This is a genomic window from Amycolatopsis sp. H20-H5, assembly GCF_035828755.1.
GTDB lineage: Bacteria > Actinomycetota > Actinomycetes > Mycobacteriales > Pseudonocardiaceae > Amycolatopsis.
Map to the genome: position 1 here is coordinate 12,566 of NZ_JAYMZS010000037.1, position 17,748 is coordinate 30,313.

Below are 17,748 nucleotides of genomic sequence, written 5' to 3' on the forward strand. Positions count from 1 at the left end.
TACCAGGCTAACCCCCTCGCGTTGAGCCGTGTGATCGAACTGGCCAGTGTGAGGCGTGGCGCACTAGGGCATGAGTCACTGGTTCGATTCAGACCAGGTGGGAGACGTAGCCGTAACGGGGGCTGGACGAGCGCCCGCCGATGCGGAAACCTCAGAGGCGGGGAGAGGGGTCGCCGTGGCGGAGCTGCCGGAAGTCGAACGTATGATCGACGACCTGGAGCGCGACGCGGTCGCCAGGTCGCAGCGGTACGGGGCGATGCAGGCCGAGGTCCAGCAGATCGCGATCACCGCGGCGGTGGCGAACGGTGCGGTCAGCGTGACCGTGGGTCACAACGGGCTACCCACCGCGATCAAGATGACCGACGCCGTACGGGGCATGAACCCGGACGAGATCGCGGCCAACGTGATGAAGGCGATCCAGAAGGCTCAATCGGGCTACCCCGAACGGATGCGGGAGATCATCGCCGAAACGGTGGGCGACGACAGCATCAGCAGGCACCTGGTCGAGACAGCCGAGGCCAGCTTCCCGGATGCGCCCGAGGAGGAGCTCGAGCTGCCCCCAGAGCCCGAGCGGCAGCTGTACGAGACGGCCGAGGAGCTGCCGTCCAAGCCGCCAAAGCCGCCCGCCGCGCCCCGGCGGCCCACCAGATCCGGGGGCGATGACGAGGACTTCAGCGATCAGTCGTTCCTTCGCCGGGACGACAGCTAGAAGGGGGTTCACGTGCCGGACGGCGGATTTCAGGTCCTCGGTGAGGAGCTCGGTACACACGCGGGGAAGGTCGACGCGCTGGCCGAGCGCATGAAGACCGCGGTGGCGGCCGCGCAGCAGGTGACCATGGACAACAGCGCGTACGGCGTGATCTGCCAGCCGTTCGCCGCGCTGCTGGACCCGTTCGAGGAGATGGGGGTCCGGGCGTTGCAGACGGCGTCCGGCTCGATCACCGGCACCGCGGGCAAGGTGCGTGACGCCGCGAAGGTCTACGAGCAGCAGGACCAGGCGTCGACCGAAGCGGTCAAGAAGGCCGGGGCGTAGCGCGATGCCGGAGGGGAATCCGCTCGTCGCGCAGGCGCAGTCCCAAACGACCGGCGTGACCGGCATCGGTATCGCCGAGTCCGCGGTCGACCTGGCGAACGGCGTCAAGGACGGTTCGTGGGTCGAGGCTGGTCTCGGCGCGGTCGGCGTCGGGCTCGAGGCACTCTCGCTGATCACCGATCCGATCGGGACACTCATCCAGTACGGGGTGTCGTGGCTGCTGGAGCACGTCCAGCCGCTGAAGGACTGTCTCGACTGGCTCGCCGGGAACCCGCCGGTGATCCAGTCCTTTTCGGACACCTGGGCGAACGTCGCGAAGGAGGTCAACGGCGTCGCGGGCGACCTGGCGAACGAGGCCAAGAACGGCACGTCCGGCTGGACGGGCCCCGGCGGCGACGCCTACCGCGCCGAGGTCGCGGACCAGACCAGCACTCTCGCGGGAGCGGCCTCGCTGTGTGACGGCATCTCGACCGGTGTGATGGTGATGGGCCAGGTCGTGGCGGCGGTCCGGGAGACCGTCCGCGACCTGATCGGCACGCTGGTGGGCAAGCTGATCTCGTGGGCGCTTGAGGAGGCGTGCTCGCTCGGCTTCGCCACGCCACTGGTGGCAGTGCAGGCGACGACCGCGATCACGAGCACGATCGAAAAGGTCACCACGCTGATCCGCAAGCTGATCAAGACGATCGCCAACGTCGGCCCGAAGGTCCGCAAGATCGTCGAAAAGCTCAGCGAGATCATCGAAAAGCTGTCGAAGCTAGCGAAGAAGCTGGGCAAAGGCGCGGAGCACACTTCGCCTTCTTCGGCGGCGCGCAAGGCCGACGACGTACACGCGCCCAAGGCGGACACCACTCCTGCGGGCGCTCACACACCTGATGGCGGAGGGCCCGACACTGCGGGTGGGGCGAGTGCGGGCAGCACTTCAACCTCGTCGGCAAGCGATGCGGGCGGCAGCCGGCCCGCGGATCCTCAGGGCACCGACACTCCCGTAGCACTGCGCAAGTGTGAGAACGACCCGATCGACGTCGCGACGGGTGAGATGGTCCTCGCGCAGACAGACGTCGAACTGCCGGGCGTCTTGCCTCTCGTCCTGCGCCGCGTGCATGTTTCGTCCTTCCGCGCGGGGCGGTCGTTCGGCCGCACCTGGGCGTCCACAGTGGACCAGCGGCTGGAGTTCGACGACCACGGCGTGGTGTTCGTCGCTGAGGACGGGCTGATCCTGGTCTATCCGTTCCCGCCTGCGGACGGTGCGGTGCTGCCCGAGGTGGGACCGCGCTGGCCGCTCTCGCGGGTCGGTGACGACTTCGTGATCGAGCAGCGTGCGGAGCGCAGGCGACTGCACTTCCCCGATGGCCCGGGTGACTTGTGCTGGCTGGCGACGATCAGCGACGACAACGGCAATCGCATCGATCTCGACCGCGACGGCGCGGGCGTGCCACTGGCGGTTCGGCACTCAGGGGGATATCACGTCGAGGTGGTCAGCCGTGGGGGCCGGATCGCCGAGTATCGGCTGCTCGACGGCGATCAGGCCTTGACACTGCTGAGCTTTGCCTACGGCCCGGCCGGTTCGCTCGAATCCGTGGTCAATTCGTCGACCTTGCCCTTGCGGTTCGCCTACGACCTGGCGGGTCGTATCACCAGGTGGACCGACCGGAATGGCCACTGGTACAGCTACGAGTACGACAGATTCGGCCGGTGTGTGGCCAACCTCGGTGCGGACGGTTTCCTCAACGGCGTATTCGACTATGACACCGTCGGCCGGCAGACCCGGTTCACCGATGCGCTCGGACACACCACCACCTATCGGCTCGACGAGGCCCACAACGTGATCGCGGAGACCGATCCGCTGGGCCATACGAGCACCTACGAGTGGGATGGCTATCGCAGACTCCTGTCCCGGACCGACCCGCTCGGACGCACCACCCGTTATACCTATGACGCCGAGGGGAATCCACTCGACATCACCAGGCCGGACGGAACGAAGGTGCTCGCCGAATACGGCGTGCACGGGTTGCCGGTCAGTGTGGTGCAGGCCGACGGTCACGTCTGGCGGCAGGAGTACGACACGCGAGGAAACCTGGTCGCGGAAACGGATCCATCCGGTGCCAGGGTTTCCTACGGCTACGACGATGGTGGCGGTCTCCGCAGCATCACCGACGCCGCTGGGCGATCGGTGCTGACGACGACGAATGCCGCCGGGATGGTCATCGCCACGACAGACGCCGACGGCGCGACGACCCGCTATCGGCGGGACGCGTTCGGCAGACTCGTCGAACTGAACGACCCGCAGGGTGCTCGCACCGAATTCACCTGGACCGTCGAAGGGCGACTTCGCCGACGGACGTTTCCCGACGGTGGCATCGAGCGACGCGCCTACGACGGCGAAGGCAACCTGGTCGAGCATGTGGACACAGCGGGGCAGATGACGCGGTTCGAGTACACGGGATTCGACCTCCCCGCTGTGCGCGTCGATCCGGACGGCGCTCGCCTGCAGTTCGGCTACAGCGGCGATCTACGCCTGACGTCGGTGACCAACCAGCTTGGGGAGTCGTGGCGCTACGAGTACGACGCCGCGGGCCGATTGACTCGAGAGACCGACTTCGCCGGCCGTGTGCAGAGCTATCGGCACGATGCCGCAGGGCAGCTCGCCGAGCGCGTCAACGGTGTGGGGCAGTCGACGAAATTCGTCCGGAACGCCGTCGGCAGGGTGATCGAGCGGTGGGTCGGCGACGAACTCACGACGTTCGTCCATGATGCCGTCGGCAATGTGCGGTACGTGCGTGGCCGGGATGTCGAGGTGAGCTACGAGCGCGATCCGCTCGGCCGCGTCCTCGCCGAGACATGCAATGGTCGGACGGTTCGTTCCGCTTTCGACGTACTCGGCAGGCGCACGCACCGGTTGACACCTTCGAATGCGGAGAGTGTTTGGGAGTACGACGCTCAGGACCAGCCTGTCCTCCTGCGGACAGCGGGCCGGACCGTCCGGTTCTCCTACGATTCCGCGGGCCGCGAGATCGAGCGCAGTACTGGCGCCGCCGTGCTCGCTCAAACGTGGGACCCGAACAATCGCCTGCGTTCACAGACGTTGACGGCGCGACATGCCGTGGACGAGACCGCTCCGAACCTGGTGCAGCATCGGGCCTATCACTACCGGCAGGACGGAAATCTCGGAGCCGTCGACGATCTCGCGACGGGTGATCGGACGTTCGAACTGGATCGGATGGGCCGGGTCACCGGCGTCCAGGCGGCGAACTGGTCGGAGCAGTACACCTACGACCCGGCCGGAAATCTGACGCAGGGTGGGCGGCAGCCGACCGTGTTCGACGGCGTGGAACGGCCCCATAACGTGAACGACGTGCGTTATAGCCATGACGCGCAGGGAAGGGTGTTGCGGCGTCAGAAGAAGCGGCTCTCCCGTAAACCGGATACGTGGCACTACACCTGGGACGGCGACGATCGGCTGGTCGGTGTCGTCACACCGGATGGCGGCCGGTGGTCGTACTTCTACGACCCTTTCGGGCGCAGGACGGAGAAACGACGCTTCGGCGCGGACGGCCTGACCGTGGTGGAGCGTGTGTTGTTCACCTGGGATGGCTTCGTGCTGGCCGAGCAGACCACCTTTGTCTCCGGTGAAGGTCCGCGATGCACGGTCTGGAACTGGGAGCGCGATCGGTACAGCCCGGTCACCCAGACCGAGCGGGCTCCGGCACGGGACAGACCGCAGGAGTGGGTCGACGAGCAGTTCTACTCGATCGTCACAGATCTCGTCGGCGCGCCCGCGGAACTGGTCGACGAAGAGGGGGCGCTGGCCTGGCAGGCACGGACGACACTGTGGGGTGCGGCGCTCGAGGCGCTAGGCGCCGGGCGCGCGTACTGCCCGTTGCGATTTCCGGGGCAGTACCACGATCCCGAGTCGGCGCTGAACTACAACTTCGCCAGACATTATGACCCGGAAACCGGGCAGTACACCTCAGCGGATCCGCTGGGCCTGGCGCCAGGGCCCAACCCCCGCCGATATGTCGCCAACCCGCTCGCGGAACTGGATCCTTTCGGACTCGCGCCTGATTGTGAGCGGGCGCTGCAAGCGGCGAGAGAACGAGCCGACCTCGAACAGAACAGGCCCGGTGCCAACAAGAAGACCCGGCCGACCAGCGCGGCGGGACTCGTGGTGGACGGGCACAACCAGCCGTTCACCGGAGCCAGCGCCAAGGGCGCGGATCCGGTGAAGCACCACAAGGACGTCCAGGAGGCACTCGATCGAGTGCCTCCTGAGCAACGGACGGCGGGCAACCAGCACGGCCGCTGCGGGGAGCCAGCGGCCTTGACCGAAGCACTCAACGCCAACGTGGATCCGCGGGGTGGGACGATGTCGGCTGTCAACGTGCGGTCGGCGGGGAACGAAGTGCACGGAACGATCAAGGAGCCCTGCTCGTCGTGCCGACACCTTCTGGACCAATTCAACATCACGGCGGTGACCTAGGTGAACTACGACAACAATGACGACTGGTCCGATGAGACCGACCGTGTCCTGCGCGCGGCGGGCTGGTATCCGGGTCGAAACGTGTCCACCGAGGACTGGGAGAACGTCCTTCGCACGCACGGTTCGTTCACCATGCATGACGCGGCGCGCTTGTTTCTCGCCGAATTCGGCGGACTCGAAGTCGAGAGCCGTGGTGCGGGCAGGAGCATGGCACGTATGGCGTTCCGGCTCGATCCGGCCGCGGCCAAGGGAGAAGACGAGATATTCGACGAGCTCGGTGACATGGCCGGGACGCTGCTTTATCCGATAGGTGAGGCGGATCGGCGCAATCTCTATCTCGGCATCGCTCCCGACGGCGAGGTCTATTCGGGTATGGACAGCGTGGAGCTGCTGGGCGTGAATCCGCGCCGTGCGCTGCGGAACCTCGTCGAGGGTGTCCGCGAACACGAGTCGAGCTGAGGTGCTTGCGGGTGTATTGAGGGACTTCCCGGCGCTGCCCGGTCCTGGCCACGCCGTCAGCTGAGGTTGATGGCCTTCGCGAGCTCGGCGGGTACCTCGTACGGTGATTCCGCTGGGAGCAGGGCGGCGGCTTCGGGCAGTCGGTTCGCTCGGACGTAGGCGCCGATCGTGGTCATCGTTTCGGTGATGTCCGTGAGGTTGGTTATCCATTTGTCGACATAGAGTTCGCAGGCTTGGCGGCTGAGGCCGATCTGGATCGATCGGTGGCCGAGCGGGCGGTGGTGCAGGTCGCGCTCGGGATCCCATTGGATGCGCACCGGCTGGGACTTGTCGACGTCGCCGTGGCTCAGTGACGCGTTGCCCAGGGCCCACTCGAAGCCTTCGCGCGTGATGTCGATGGCCAGCACGCGTTCCTGGCCGGGTTTGGCCGCCCAGCCGCAGCGGTAGGCCATCCACCGGAACGACGGCTTGATCCACGTCATGCGCTCGCGCTTGAACGGCGCGACGAAGGTGCCCGCCGTCAGGGCCGGTCCGGCGATCTCCGGCGCGTAGGCCTGGTAGACGCGGATGGTCGTCTCGGTGTGGTGTGCTCTGATCTGGCGTTGGGGGACAGGGACTTTCTCGTTCATCCCGGTCATGGTTCCCGTTGGCCCCCGTTCCGTCAACGAACGCGTCTGAGAACTGTCGCAGCAGCCGCCGCTCGAAGCCTCGGGCACCTGTCCTTCGAAGCCGCTTACCCTCCACAAAGGACGAAAAGTCGGCCCATTCGCCCGTTTCATACCGCCACGACCGTTTCATGCGTGCCCCTGAAGGCCACCATGACAGCGTTAAACGCCGTGAAGGCTCCCATCAGGGCACACGGCAAGCCTGGGGTGGCGACTGAAGGGGACGCGGCCCTAGGCACCAAACTGGACGACATGACATCAGTTTCCGGACGCCTTCTCAGCATTTTGCCCCGGCGAATCACTGCCGGGGTGGTCAGCCCAGGGACCACAGCAGGGCGTAGTGGCCGTTCGCGGCCAGTAGCTCGGTGTGGGTGCCCTGCTCGATGATGCGGCCGTGGTCGAGGACCATGATGCGGTCGGCTTTGGCGGCTGTCGCGAGGCGGTGGGCGACGACGAACGTCGTGCGCTTGCGGGACAGGCGCTCGGTCGCGCGCAGGACCGCCGCCTCGGTCGACGGGTCCAGTGCCGCTGTCGCCTCGTCGAGCAGGAGGACGTCCGGGTCCACCAGTTCGGCGCGGGCCAGCGCGACCAGTTGGCGTTGTCCTGCCGAGAGCGAACGTCCGCGTTCGCCCACCGGCTGCAGGAAACCCGCTGGCAGGGCCGAAACGCCGTCCAGCGCGCCCACCGCGCGGACCGCTGCCTCGACTTCGGCGTCCGTGGCCGAGGGACGGCCGTAGCGCACGTTGTCCGCGACCGTTCCGGAGAACAGGTGTGCCTCCTGGGGAACGACGCCCATCCGCGCGCGGAGTTTGGGCAGGTCGTACTCGCGGACGTCCACGCCGTCGATCCGGACGTGCCCGCCGGTCGCGTCGTAGAACCGGGCGACGAGCTTCACCGCCGTCGATTTCCCGGCTCCGGTCGCGCCGACGAGTGCGACCGTCTCTCCGGCCGCCACCTCCATCGACAGTTGCTCCAGTGCTAGTGCTTCCGTTCCGGTGTAAGCGAAATCGACCGCCTTGAAGCTGACTTCGCCGCGCAGCCGCGCGGGCACCGGGACGGGGTTCTCCGCAGGGGGTACCGAGGTCGGCGTGCGGAGCAGGTCGCCGATGCGGCTCAGGCCGACGCGCGCCTGCTGGTAGCCGTCGAAGACCGAGGACAGCTGCTGGATCGGGGAGAAGAACTGGTCGAGGTAGAGCAGGAAGGCCAGCAACACCCCGGCCGACAGGGTGCCCGCGGCGACGCGGTTCGCCCCCGCCAGCAGCACCACGGCCTCGGCGATGCCCGAAAGCATGGCCACGAAAGGGAAGTAGGTGGCGATGTACGCCTGCGCGCGCAGCCGTGAGCGCCGGTAGTCGTCGCTGCGGGACGCGAACGCCTCCGCCGAACGCTCCTCGCGGGTGTACGCCTGCGCGACCCGCAGGCCGCTCATGTTCTCCTGCATGTCCGCGTTGACCAGGCTCACCCGTTCACGGGCCTCGTTGTACGCGCGCGACGCCAGCCGCCGGAAGAACACCGTCGCCACGAGCAGGATCGGCAGCACCGCGAGCGCGTACATCGCCAGCGAGGCGTCGGTGACCAGCAGCGCGATCGTGATCCCGGCGACCGTCAGTGCGCTCACCACCGCGGTCGCGAGCCCGGTCTGGAGGAACGTCGACAGCGCGTCGACGTCGGTGGTCATCCTGGTCATGATCTTGCCGGAGAGCTCGCGCTCGTAGTAGTCGAGCCCAAGCCGCTGCAGGTGCGCGTAACTGCGGACGCGCAGCGAGTACAACACCGTTTCGCCGACACGCGCCGTCAGCTTCGTCTGTGCGCGGATCACCAGCCAGTCCGTCAGGATCACCACCGCGCCGATCCCGGCCGTCAGCCACACCACCCACTCGACGCCGGTGCGCACACCGTGGTCGACGCCCTGCTGGTACAGCGCGGGCAGGGCGATCGAGGCCAGCGCGTCCGCGGCGACCAGCCCGATCACCACCGCGAGCGGCCAGCGCACTGGGCGGAGCAGGCGTGAGAGGCGGAATCCAGGGTCGGGCGTAGTTATGTCCACTTCGGACAGTCCGGGGTCGTCGGTGGCCGGTGGCAGTTTGCGGACGCCGTCGAGCAGCTCCGCGGTGGGCGGCAGGTCGAGACCCGAGCCGCTGCCGCGACCGCCGATGTTCGCGTCCGGCGCGCCCCCGGCCCGCTGGAGTGCCGTCGCGGCCAGCTCGTCTACGTCGTCACGGGTCCTGTTCTCCGGCCAGAGCGCGGGGGTGATCCCGGCGGTGCCACGATCCAGCCCCTCGCAGCGGTGGATCTCCTCGACGCCGTCACCGGGGCCGGACACGAGGTCGCGGAACAGCCGGCAGCGTTCCTGCAGCTCCGCCTCGGTGCCGACGTCGACCACGCGCCCGGCGTCGAGCACCGCGATCCGGTCGGCGAGCGCGAGCGTGGATCGCCGGTGCGCGACCAGCAGGGTCGTGCGGCCTTCGGTGACCGAGCGCAACGTCTCGTGGATCGCGGCTTCGGTCACCGTGTCGATCGCCGAGGTCGCGTCGTCGAGGAGTAGCACCCGCGGGTCCGTCATCAGGGCGCGCGCGAGGCCGAGCCGCTGACGTTGCCCGCCGGACAGCGTGAGCCCGCGCTCGCCGACGAGAGTCTCGTAGCCCTGGGGCAGCTCACGGATGAACTCGTCGGCCTCGGCCGCCCGTGCCGCCGCGAAGACCTCTTCGTCGCTCGCGTCCGGTTTGCCGTAGGCGATGTTGTCCCGGATGGAGGAGGAGAAGAGGAACGCCTCCTCGAACACGACGCCTATCGCGGTGCGCAGCTCGTGCAGGCGCAGGTTTCGCACGTCGACCCCGCCGAGCGAGACCGAGCCGGTGTGCACGTCGTAGAACCGGGGCAGCAGCAGGGAGATCGTCGACTTGCCGGAGCCCGCGGTGCCCACGAGCGCCAGTGTCTCGCCGGGGCGGGCCTCCAGGGTCAGGCCGTCGAGCACGGGCTCCGATAGCGTGTAGCCGAAGCGGACGTCGTCGAGCCGGATGCCCAGCGTGCCTTCGGGGAGCGGCCGCGCGTCCGGGCTGTCGCGGACTTCGGGCTGCGCGTCGATCAGCTCGTAGACGCGCTCGGCGCCCGCGCGGGTGAGCTGGGCCTGCACGACCAGCCCGGAGAGCATCCGTGACGGGCCGATGAGGAGCGAGACGTACGTGGCGAACGCGAGGAAGGTGCCGAGGCTGATCTCGCCCCGCATCGCGAGGATGCCGCCTGCGGCGAGCACGGCCACCTGACCGGCCGCGGGCAGGGCCGACGTCGTCGCGGTCGGCAGCGCGGACAGCTTGGCGGCGCGCAGGCGCTCGGCGAAGAGCTTCTTCGCCGTCTTCTCCAGCTTCGCGACTTCGCGCGCCTCCTGCCCGAAGCCCTTGACCACGCGTACGCCGGTGACAGTCTCCTCGACCTGCTGGGCGACGTCGGCCGCGCGCTGCTGGGCGGACCAGGTGGCGGGGAACAGGCGCTTGCGGCTCAGCGCGATGACGATCGCCACCGCGGGCGCGATGACCAGGGCGATCAGGGTCAGTGGCGGGGACATCCAGAGCATCGCGCCGAGCGCGAGCAGGGCGAAGATGACCGAACCGGCCGACAGCGGCACCTGCATCAGGATGGACGTGACGAGCTGCAGGTCGGAGATCGCGCGGGAGACGACCTGCCCGGTGCGCAACGAGTCCTGCTTGCCGCCGTCGAGCCGGGACACCGCGTTGAACACGCGCTGGCGCAGATCGTGCTGGACGTCGAGGGCGAGGCGCCCGCCGACGTAGCGGCGGACGAACGCGGTGCCGAAGCTGAGGATCTGCAGGCCGATCAGCCCGCCGACCAGCGTCTTCAGCTGGCCCGTCTGCCCGGCGACGGCGTCATCGACCGCGGCCTTGACCAGCAGCGGGCCGACCGCCTGCAGGCCGACGCCGACGATCGCGGAGACGAGCGACAGGGTCACCAGCACCCGGTGGCGCCAGCAGGCCGCGGAGAGACGGCGGATCCAGCCCTGGGCCGGAGCCGGGGCTGTCTCACGTGCCGGTGCTTCTTGACGGATACGGGGTGGTGCTGTGGTCACCCCACCAGCCTAGGTGCGGGTACCGACAGTCCCGTGGCCGAAGGGGACTTTCACCAGCTCCGACGTGGCGAAAGTCCCCTTCGGCGGCTCTACGTGATGTCGCGCTTCTGGTTGACGGCCCATCCGGCGCCGAAGAAGAGCATCGTCCAGGCCAGGAAGATCAGGGCCGAGGCCCACCAGGAGAACGCGCCGGGCGCGCCCGCCGCGAACTGGAGGAACCACGAGGTCTCGCTGTCCAGCCCCGGCACCTTCACCCCGGCCGCGCCGAACGCCTCCGCGCCGATCGCGCCCACGATCCCGTTGACCGTGCCGTTCGGCAGCACCCCGCCGAGCCAGGTGATCTTGCCCCAGCCGTAGGCCAGGAACACGAGCACGTTCTCGATCACCAGCATCCAGATGATCAGCGTGACCACGCTGCCCACCACGCTGCGCCACACCGCGCCGACGCCGATCCCGAACAGGGTGGCCAGCACGGTCGCGAGCACGCCCGCGCCGAACATCCCGAGCCACTGGCCCGCTGTCGGCAGCCGCGCACTCGACACCGTGAGCACCGTGCCGAGGCTGGCCGCGGCCGAGATGATGAGGCCGTAGACCGCGCCCCAGGCGATGTAGGTGATCATCTTGGCGGTCAGCGCGGACACCCGGTTCGGCGCCGTGAGGAACGTCGTGGTGATCGTCTTCTTCGTGTACTCGCCAGCCAGCGCGAACACCCCGAAGATGATCGGGAAGATCGTGCCGATGTTGATCCCGTGGCCCAGTGCGAGCAGGCCCACCGGCAGCACGCCGGTCTGGATGCCGAGCGCGTCGGTCAGCTCACGGGTGTCGCGGCTGCCGAGGAAGTCGCTGAAGTCGTTGGTGACGGCTCCCCAGCCCATCGCGAACAGGAACGCGAAGACGACGGCGGGGATCATCAGCGCCCACCACATCTTCAGTGAGAGCGTCTTGCGGAACTCCGCCTTGATCAGGTTTCCCATTACTGCTGGCCTCCCCAGCCATCGTTGCGACCCTGCTGCTGGCCCGGTTGCTGATAGCCGGGTGGTGCCTGCTGATACTGCGGCGGCTGCTGATATCCCTGCGGCGGGCCGGGCTGGCCGTAGCCGGGCGGCGGGCCCTGCTGCTGGTAGCCAGGGGGCGCCTGCTGGTACTGCGGCTGCTGGTACTGCTGCTGACCGGGCTGCGCGCCACTGAACTGGCCCTGGGTGAGCTGGAAGAACATCCGCTCGAGGTCGGACGTCTCCTCCTGCATGCCGTAGACCGCGAGCCCGGCCTTCGCGGCGAGGTCGCCGATCTGCTGGACCGTCGCGTCGCTGACCGCGACCCGGCCATCCGGCGTCGGCGCGACCTGCGTGAAGCCGCCCTCCTGCAGGGCGCTGACCAGCGCGTTCGCGTCGGCGGGCTGGACGAGCACGCGGGAGTGCTGGCTCTTGCGCAGCTGGTCGAGCGAGCCGTTGTAGCGGGTCTGGCCCTGGCTGATGATGACGACCTGGTCGATCAGCTGCTCGACCTCGTTGAGCAGGTGGCTCGACACCAGCACCGTGCGTCCCTCACGGGCGTACGCGCGCAGGAAGTTGCGCAGCCAGAGGATGCCTTCGGGGTCGAGGCCGTTGGTGGGCTCGTCGAGCACGAGGACCTGCGGGTCGCCCAGCAGCGCTGTCGCGAGCGCGAGGCGCTGGCGCATGCCGAGGGAGAATTCGCCCGCCTTGCGGCCCGCGGCCGAGGAAAGGCCCACCAGCGCGAGCACCTCTTCGACGCGCTGATCCGGCATCCCGATCGCGGCGGCGTACACCCGGAGGTGGTTGCGCGCGGTGCGACTGGGGTGGAAGCCCTCGTTTTCCAGCACCGAACCGACCACGCGGGCCGGCGTGCCGAGCTGGTCGTGCGCGCGGCCGTTGATGGTCGCCGTCCCGGTACTCGGCGTGACCAGGCCGAGCAACATCCGCAGCGTGGTCGTCTTGCCGGCGCCGTTGGGCCCCAGGAATCCCGTCACCGAACCGGGCTCGACCGTGAAGCTCAGATTCTGCACCGCGTGGACCGCGCCGAACTGTTTGCCCAGGTTCTGCACCGCGATGCGGCCACTGCCGTCGTGCATACCGTCCCCTTTGTTCCCCATGTGGGTAGATCCGGCGTCATCCTGCCGTACCCGGGCCGGGGGCGCGTGCGGAAGGGGGAAAACCACGGACAGCGACATTCATCACGTGTCAGGCGGTGACGTCCTTCTGGCCCTGGGTTGCCGAACGGTGCCCGATATGTACGTTAAATACCGGTTTTTCGGTGAGCTGGACCACGCCCGCGGTGCGCCGTGAGCGCTGGTGAACCAGGGATTTCCTGGTCTTGCCCACCCCGGGGCGCGAACTCGGCACTTATTACCTAAGCTGGACCACGGCGGCCCGCTCCCAGTGACCCCCAGGCTGGTTGAGCGGGTCGCCCCTTTATCTCTCCCGCTGTCGTGTTCGCGGAAATCGCCTATCCCTTGAGGCTCGTCCTTGAGCCTTGGGGTCGAGCCCCTGTGCGGCCTGCCTTCACGAGACAAAACAGGAGCGGGGGACCTTTGCTACCGCCCCCGAGCGATAGCAAAGGTCCCCCGCTCCTGTTCTCGGGGTGATTCGGGTCAGCCGAGCACCGTCTCCAGCGAGGTGTGCGGGAGGCCGTGGGCGACGGCGACCGGCTCGTTGGTGAGCAGGCCGTCGTGGGTGTTGAGGCCCTTGGCCAGGCTGTCGTCGGCGCGCAGCGCGTCCTGCCAGCCCTTGTCCGCCAGCTGCACCGCGTAGGGCAGCGTGACGTTGGTCAGGCCGTAGGTCGAGGTGCGGGGCACCGCGCCCGGCATGTTCGCGACGCAGTAGAAGACCGACTCGTGCACGCGGTAGGTCGGCTCGTCGTGCGTGGTCGGGCGCGAGTCGGCGAAGCAGCCGCCCTGGTCGATCGCGATGTCGACCAGGACGCTGCCCGGCTTCATGCGGCTGACGAGGTCGTTCGAGACCAGCTTCGGGGCCTTCGCGCCCGGCACCAGCACCGCGCCGATGACCATGTCGGCCTCCAGCACGGCCTGCTCGACCGACAGCGCGTTCGAGGTCACCGTGCGGATGCGGCCGCCGAAGTCGTTGTCGATCTGGCGCAGGCGGTCGACGTTGGTGTCCAGGATCTCGACGTCAGAGCCGAGGCCGAGCGCGACGCGCGCGGCGTTGATGCCGGCCACGCCGCCGCCGATCACTACGACCCGCGCCGGGTGCACGCCGGGGATGCCGCCCGGCAGCACGCCGCGGCCACCGCTCGGCTTCATCAGCGAGTACGCGCCGACCTGGGGCGCGAGCCTGCCGGCGACCTCGGACATCGGGGCCAGCAGCGGCAGCGCGCGGTTCGGCGTCTGGACGGTCTCGTACGCGATCGCGGTGGTGCCGGACGCCAGCAGCGCGTCGGTCAGCGGTCGGTCGGCGGCGATGTGCAGGTAGGTGAACAGCACCTGGCCCTTGCGCAGCCGCGGGTACTCCTCGGCGATGGGCTCCTTGACCTTGAGCACCAGCTCGCCCTGGCCCCAGGTCTCGTCGGCGGTCGCGAGGATCTTCGCGCCGGCCGCGACGTACTCCTCGTCGGTGATCGACGAGCCGAGCCCGGCACCGGTCTCCACGAAAACGTCGTGACCCCGCCGGGTCAGCTCGTGCGCGCCTGCCGGGGTCAGCGCGACCCGGTATTCGTGCTTCTTGATCTCGCGGGGGACGGCGATGCGCACGACTGCCTCCAGAGGCGGGTTGCGGCGTACAGGGTGTTGTAAAAAGGTGCTGCCGACCACGGTGAAGCACCCGGACGGCGGTGTCATCATGCCGTTGGAACAGTCTTCGCGCCATTTCATGGTTCTCCGGGCACAACGTTCTTGACCTCGAGTGAGCTGGAGAGTGCAAAGTCGGCCCTCTGGATGACGAGGGAAAGGGGTGCCCATGCGCGCGGTGTGGTTGACGGTGTGGTTTACGGAGTTCTCGGCGCTCGGCAAGACCTTGTTGGTGGCGTGATGGACGCGGGATTCGACATCGACGAGTTCCTCGCCCAGCCGCTCACCGCGCGGGTGGCGACGCAGGGGCCGACCGTCCGGCCGACGTGGTTCCTCTGGGAGGACAACGCGTTCTGGATCTTGACCGGCCCTTGGGCGCGGCTGCTGGAGCGCGTCCGTCAGGATCCGATAATCGCGATCACCGTCGATATCTGTGACGTGAATACCGGGTTGGTCCGGCAGGTGCTCGCGCGGGGGACGGCCGAGGTGCGGCCGTTCGACGTATCGCGTGGGCGCCGGAAGCTCAGCCGCTACCTGGGCGACGACGAGGACAACTGGGATGGCCGGTTCTGGCGTTATCTCCACCAAAGCCCCGCTGAGCTGGGGACGGTGTGGCTGCGGATGGTGCCGAACCGGATGCTGGCGAAAGATCTCAGTTATCAGGCCGAGCCTGTGTGTTGACTGTGTGTCAAATAACGGTTTGTGCAACTTGCAGATTAATCCGATAAAGTTCTTGATCTTACTGGGCGGTACGGTGCCATCCTTTGTCCCATGACAAACGACTGGCGGCGGGAACGGCGTGTCCGGACCATCGACACCGACGGCAATCCGGCCGATGTGATCGTCGGCCTGGTCGAAAGTCCCGGACGTGGTTTTGAAGCCGCGTTGCGGGTGAACGGCGGTCCCGGCGTGCTGCTTCCGCTCTATCCCGGAGCGGACCTGCTCGCTGCCGTCAGACAGACCATTGAGGACGGTTACCGAGCCGGAAAGGGTTAGTGGATCAGGTCCAGCGCAGCGCGACGAGCTGCGTGATCAACGCCAGCCGTACGTCCGGGTCTTCGAGATCGAGCGGGACGAGATCGAGCAGGCGCCGCATCCGGTAGCGGAGGGTATTGGGATGGATTCTCAATTCCTTCGCCGCCGCGCGCGGGTCCCCCGGATGGCGCAGCCATTCATAGAGCGTGTCCACATAACCGCTCGCGTTCGCGTCGTCGTGTGCGCGCAGCGTGCCGAGCGGACCCAGATCGGCGACCTTCGCCGTGGTGGCCGCTTCGGCGGCTCGATGCAGCACCAGTGCGGTCCACACGTCGTCGAAAGCGACGACCCGGCCGTCGACGAGCCCGGCCCTGAGCAGGCTGAGCGCTTCGTCGGCCTGCGCGCGTGAGCGGGCCAGTTCGCCGATCTCACCGGCGAGGCCCGCCGCCGCGCGCGGTGTGCCGCCGCGGCGGGAAGCGGGCAGCGTGACCAGCGCGTCGCGCAGCTCGGGCCAGCCGCCGGGGCCGGGGACGTCGGGGACGACGGCGTAGAGCAGGCCGCCGAGCTCAGTCGCCACCGGCCGCCTGCCGACGCCCTGCGCGATCCGTTCCAGCAACGCCAGCCGCAGGCCCTCGGCGTCCCGGCCGTCACCGCCGGTGGCCTCGATGACGACGACCCGGTGCGGCTCGTCGGACAGGTCGAGCTCGGCGATCGCCTTGCGCGGACTGGCGTTTCCCTCCAGCACCGCCCGCAGCAGCTCGGCCGACGCCCGGCGCTGTGCGTCGGTGTGGGCCCGCCTTCGCAGCAGGTGCAGCGCGACCACCGGTGCGGCGTCGGCGAACGCGGCCGCGCGTTCTTCCGAGACCGGACCGGCGACCACCGCCCACATCGAGCCGAGCAGTTCCCCGCCCATCCGGATCGGCACGATCAGCCGTGGGAGCGTGCCATCGCGTTGCGCGGGCACGAAAATCGTCTGCCGCCCGCGCGAAAGCTCCCGGAACACACCGCGCGAGCGGAACCGCGCGAGGACGTCGTCCGGGATGCGCCTGCCCATGATCGTCGACACGCGCGCGGAGTCGGTCAGGTCCTGACGTGCGGAGTACGCGAGCACCCGCGAGTTCGTGTCCTCGATGGTCACCGGCGCGTCCACCACCGAAGCGACCGCGTCGGCGAGGCGGAACAGGTCGCCGGAGCCGGGGTCGCCGCCGTTCTCCAGCGAGTCCGACTCGTCGGTGATCGCGTCCAGCACGGTCCTGAGCAGCCAGACGAGCTGTGCCCACGAGGTCGCGGCGTGCACCTCGATCAGCGCCAGCCCGGCGGACTTCGCCGCGCGTTTCACCGCGGACTTCGCCGCCAGCGGCGGTTTGAACAGCACCGCCGCCGCACCCCGCCCGGAGCTGATCCGGATGAGCTCGACCGCGCCCGCGGGTTCCGTCGTCGCGACCCCGAGCACGAGATCCCCGCCGGACAACGTGGTCTGGCCACCCGGCTCGGCGATCACGACGTCGGTCACGGCCGGGCAGTCCTCGGGCAGCAGGAGCGCGTGAAGCAGCGTCGGGCCCACCCGATCGACCACACTGCGCACCGAGACCACGGCTACATTGTGTCCGAGCCGCCGATCCCGCGCTCGACACTGTCCACCAGAGCCCGCAGTGCCGCCAATTCCCGCGCCAGCGCGCTCCGGCCGTTCGCGCTGATGGTGATCCAGGTGCGCGGCCGTTTGCCCTCGTACCCCTTTTCGACGTCGATCAGCCCGGCCTCGTCGAGGATCGTGACGTGCCGCGAAAGAGTGCCCGCGATCATGTCGAGCGTCCGGCGCAGATAGCCGAAGTCGACCTGCCCGGCTTCGGCCGCGATGGTGAGGATGCCGAGCCGGTGCCGCTGATGAACGGTTTCGTCAAGCCCGGCCGCGGGGTGTTGACTCACGTCCTGGTGCTCCGGGTGTGGAACCACGCGGTCGGTGAGCCGCGGTCGGAGCCACAGCAGAGCCGCCGCCGCGGCCGTGGCCGACACCAGGACCGGCAGCGTGACCGCCGGATCGGCGACCGGCGACCGGGAAAGCCGGTAGGCGACGGAGTTTCAGCGGCAGGCAGACCGCGACGGCTACGACCCCGACCAGGCCGAGGGCGAGGTACGCGCGGATCGGCGTCCGCACGCCCCGTTGGTTCCCCCGATAGAGGTACCAGCCCGCGGTGGCGAGGCGCTGGAGCGTCGCGAAGGGAACATTAGGGGCGTCTAGGTCCCTGAAGGTGGCCTTCAGGGGCAGTTCGAGCCGTGCGGGACTTCGCCCGAACGGGG

Annotated in this window: 13 protein-coding genes; 6 read left to right on the top strand and 7 right to left on the bottom strand. The window is 68.6% G+C overall.

Annotated features, from left to right (window positions below; genetic code table 11):
• The first annotated feature begins 175 nt into the window (after positions 1-175).
• From QMK34_RS21175 to QMK34_RS21190, 4 genes are read left to right on the top strand one after another with little or no spacing between them, the layout of a single operon-like run.
• A complete protein-coding gene (locus QMK34_RS21175) occupies positions 176-709 on the top strand; it encodes a YbaB/EbfC family nucleoid-associated protein (protein WP_326415906.1) in 534 nt (177 codons plus the stop codon).
• A 12-nt stretch (positions 710-721) separates the two neighbouring features.
• A complete protein-coding gene (locus QMK34_RS21180) occupies positions 722-1,033 on the top strand; it encodes a type VII secretion target (protein WP_326415907.1) in 312 nt (103 codons plus the stop codon).
• A gap of 4 nt (positions 1,034-1,037) precedes the next feature.
• Positions 1,038-5,510, top strand: a complete 4,473-nt coding sequence (locus QMK34_RS21185) for a DUF6531 domain-containing protein (protein WP_326415908.1) — start codon at positions 1,038-1,040, stop codon at positions 5,508-5,510.
• The gene (locus tag QMK34_RS21190) at positions 5,511-5,969 is read left to right on the top strand and encodes an SUKH-3 domain-containing protein (protein WP_326415909.1); all 459 of its coding nucleotides are present in this window, start codon (positions 5,511-5,513) and stop codon (positions 5,967-5,969) included.
• Between the two features lie 56 nt (positions 5,970-6,025).
• Here QMK34_RS21190 and QMK34_RS21195 read toward each other — a convergent pair whose 3' ends face one another.
• The 5 genes from QMK34_RS21195 to ald all read right to left on the bottom strand — a co-directional run bounded on the left by QMK34_RS21195 (position 6,026) and on the right by ald (position 14,439).
• A complete protein-coding gene (locus tag QMK34_RS21195; RefSeq protein ID WP_326415910.1) occupies positions 6,026-6,598 on the bottom strand; it encodes a DUF4291 domain-containing protein in 573 nt (190 codons plus the stop codon).
• A gap of 349 nt (positions 6,599-6,947) precedes the next feature.
• A complete protein-coding gene (locus QMK34_RS21200) occupies positions 6,948-10,715 on the bottom strand; it encodes an ABC transporter ATP-binding protein (RefSeq protein ID WP_326415912.1) in 3,768 nt (1,255 codons plus the stop codon).
• 89 nt (positions 10,716-10,804) lie between these two features.
• Complete coding sequence (locus QMK34_RS21205; protein WP_326415913.1) at positions 10,805-11,689, bottom strand: ABC transporter permease subunit; 885 nt, start codon at positions 11,687-11,689, stop codon at positions 10,805-10,807.
• Positions 11,689-12,804, bottom strand: coding sequence for an ABC transporter ATP-binding protein (locus tag QMK34_RS21210; RefSeq protein WP_326415914.1), 1,116 nt, complete (start codon positions 12,802-12,804; stop codon positions 11,689-11,691). Before QMK34_RS21210 ends, QMK34_RS21205 begins: the two co-directional genes overlap by 1 nt.
• A gap of 519 nt (positions 12,805-13,323) precedes the next feature.
• On the bottom strand, positions 13,324-14,439 hold the full coding sequence (ald, locus tag QMK34_RS21215; protein ID WP_326415915.1) for an alanine dehydrogenase: 1,116 nt from the start codon (positions 14,437-14,439) through the stop codon (positions 13,324-13,326).
• A 276-nt stretch (positions 14,440-14,715) separates the two neighbouring features.
• Here ald and QMK34_RS21220 point away from each other — a divergent pair, with 276 nt between their 5' ends.
• Positions 14,716-15,156 (top strand): pyridoxamine 5'-phosphate oxidase family protein, encoded by a 441-nt coding sequence (locus tag QMK34_RS21220; protein ID WP_326415916.1) that lies wholly within the window; start codon positions 14,716-14,718, stop codon positions 15,154-15,156.
• A 90-nt stretch (positions 15,157-15,246) separates the two neighbouring features.
• Positions 15,247-15,471 (top strand): hypothetical protein, encoded by a 225-nt coding sequence (locus QMK34_RS21225; RefSeq protein WP_326415917.1) that lies wholly within the window; start codon positions 15,247-15,249, stop codon positions 15,469-15,471.
• A gap of 4 nt (positions 15,472-15,475) precedes the next feature.
• Here QMK34_RS21225 and QMK34_RS21230 read toward each other — a convergent pair whose 3' ends face one another.
• Together QMK34_RS21230 and QMK34_RS21235 are read right to left on the bottom strand one after the other, a co-directional pair.
• The gene (locus QMK34_RS21230; RefSeq protein ID WP_326415918.1) at positions 15,476-17,044 is read right to left on the bottom strand and encodes a helix-turn-helix domain-containing protein; all 1,569 of its coding nucleotides are present in this window, start codon (positions 17,042-17,044) and stop codon (positions 15,476-15,478) included.
• A gap of 2 nt (positions 17,045-17,046) precedes the next feature.
• Positions 17,047-17,376 carry a transcriptional regulator gene (locus QMK34_RS21235; protein WP_326415919.1) on the bottom strand — a complete coding sequence of 110 codons (330 nt, stop codon included), beginning with the start codon at positions 17,374-17,376 and terminating at the stop codon, positions 17,047-17,049.
• Positions 17,377-17,748: the final 372 nt, after the last annotated feature.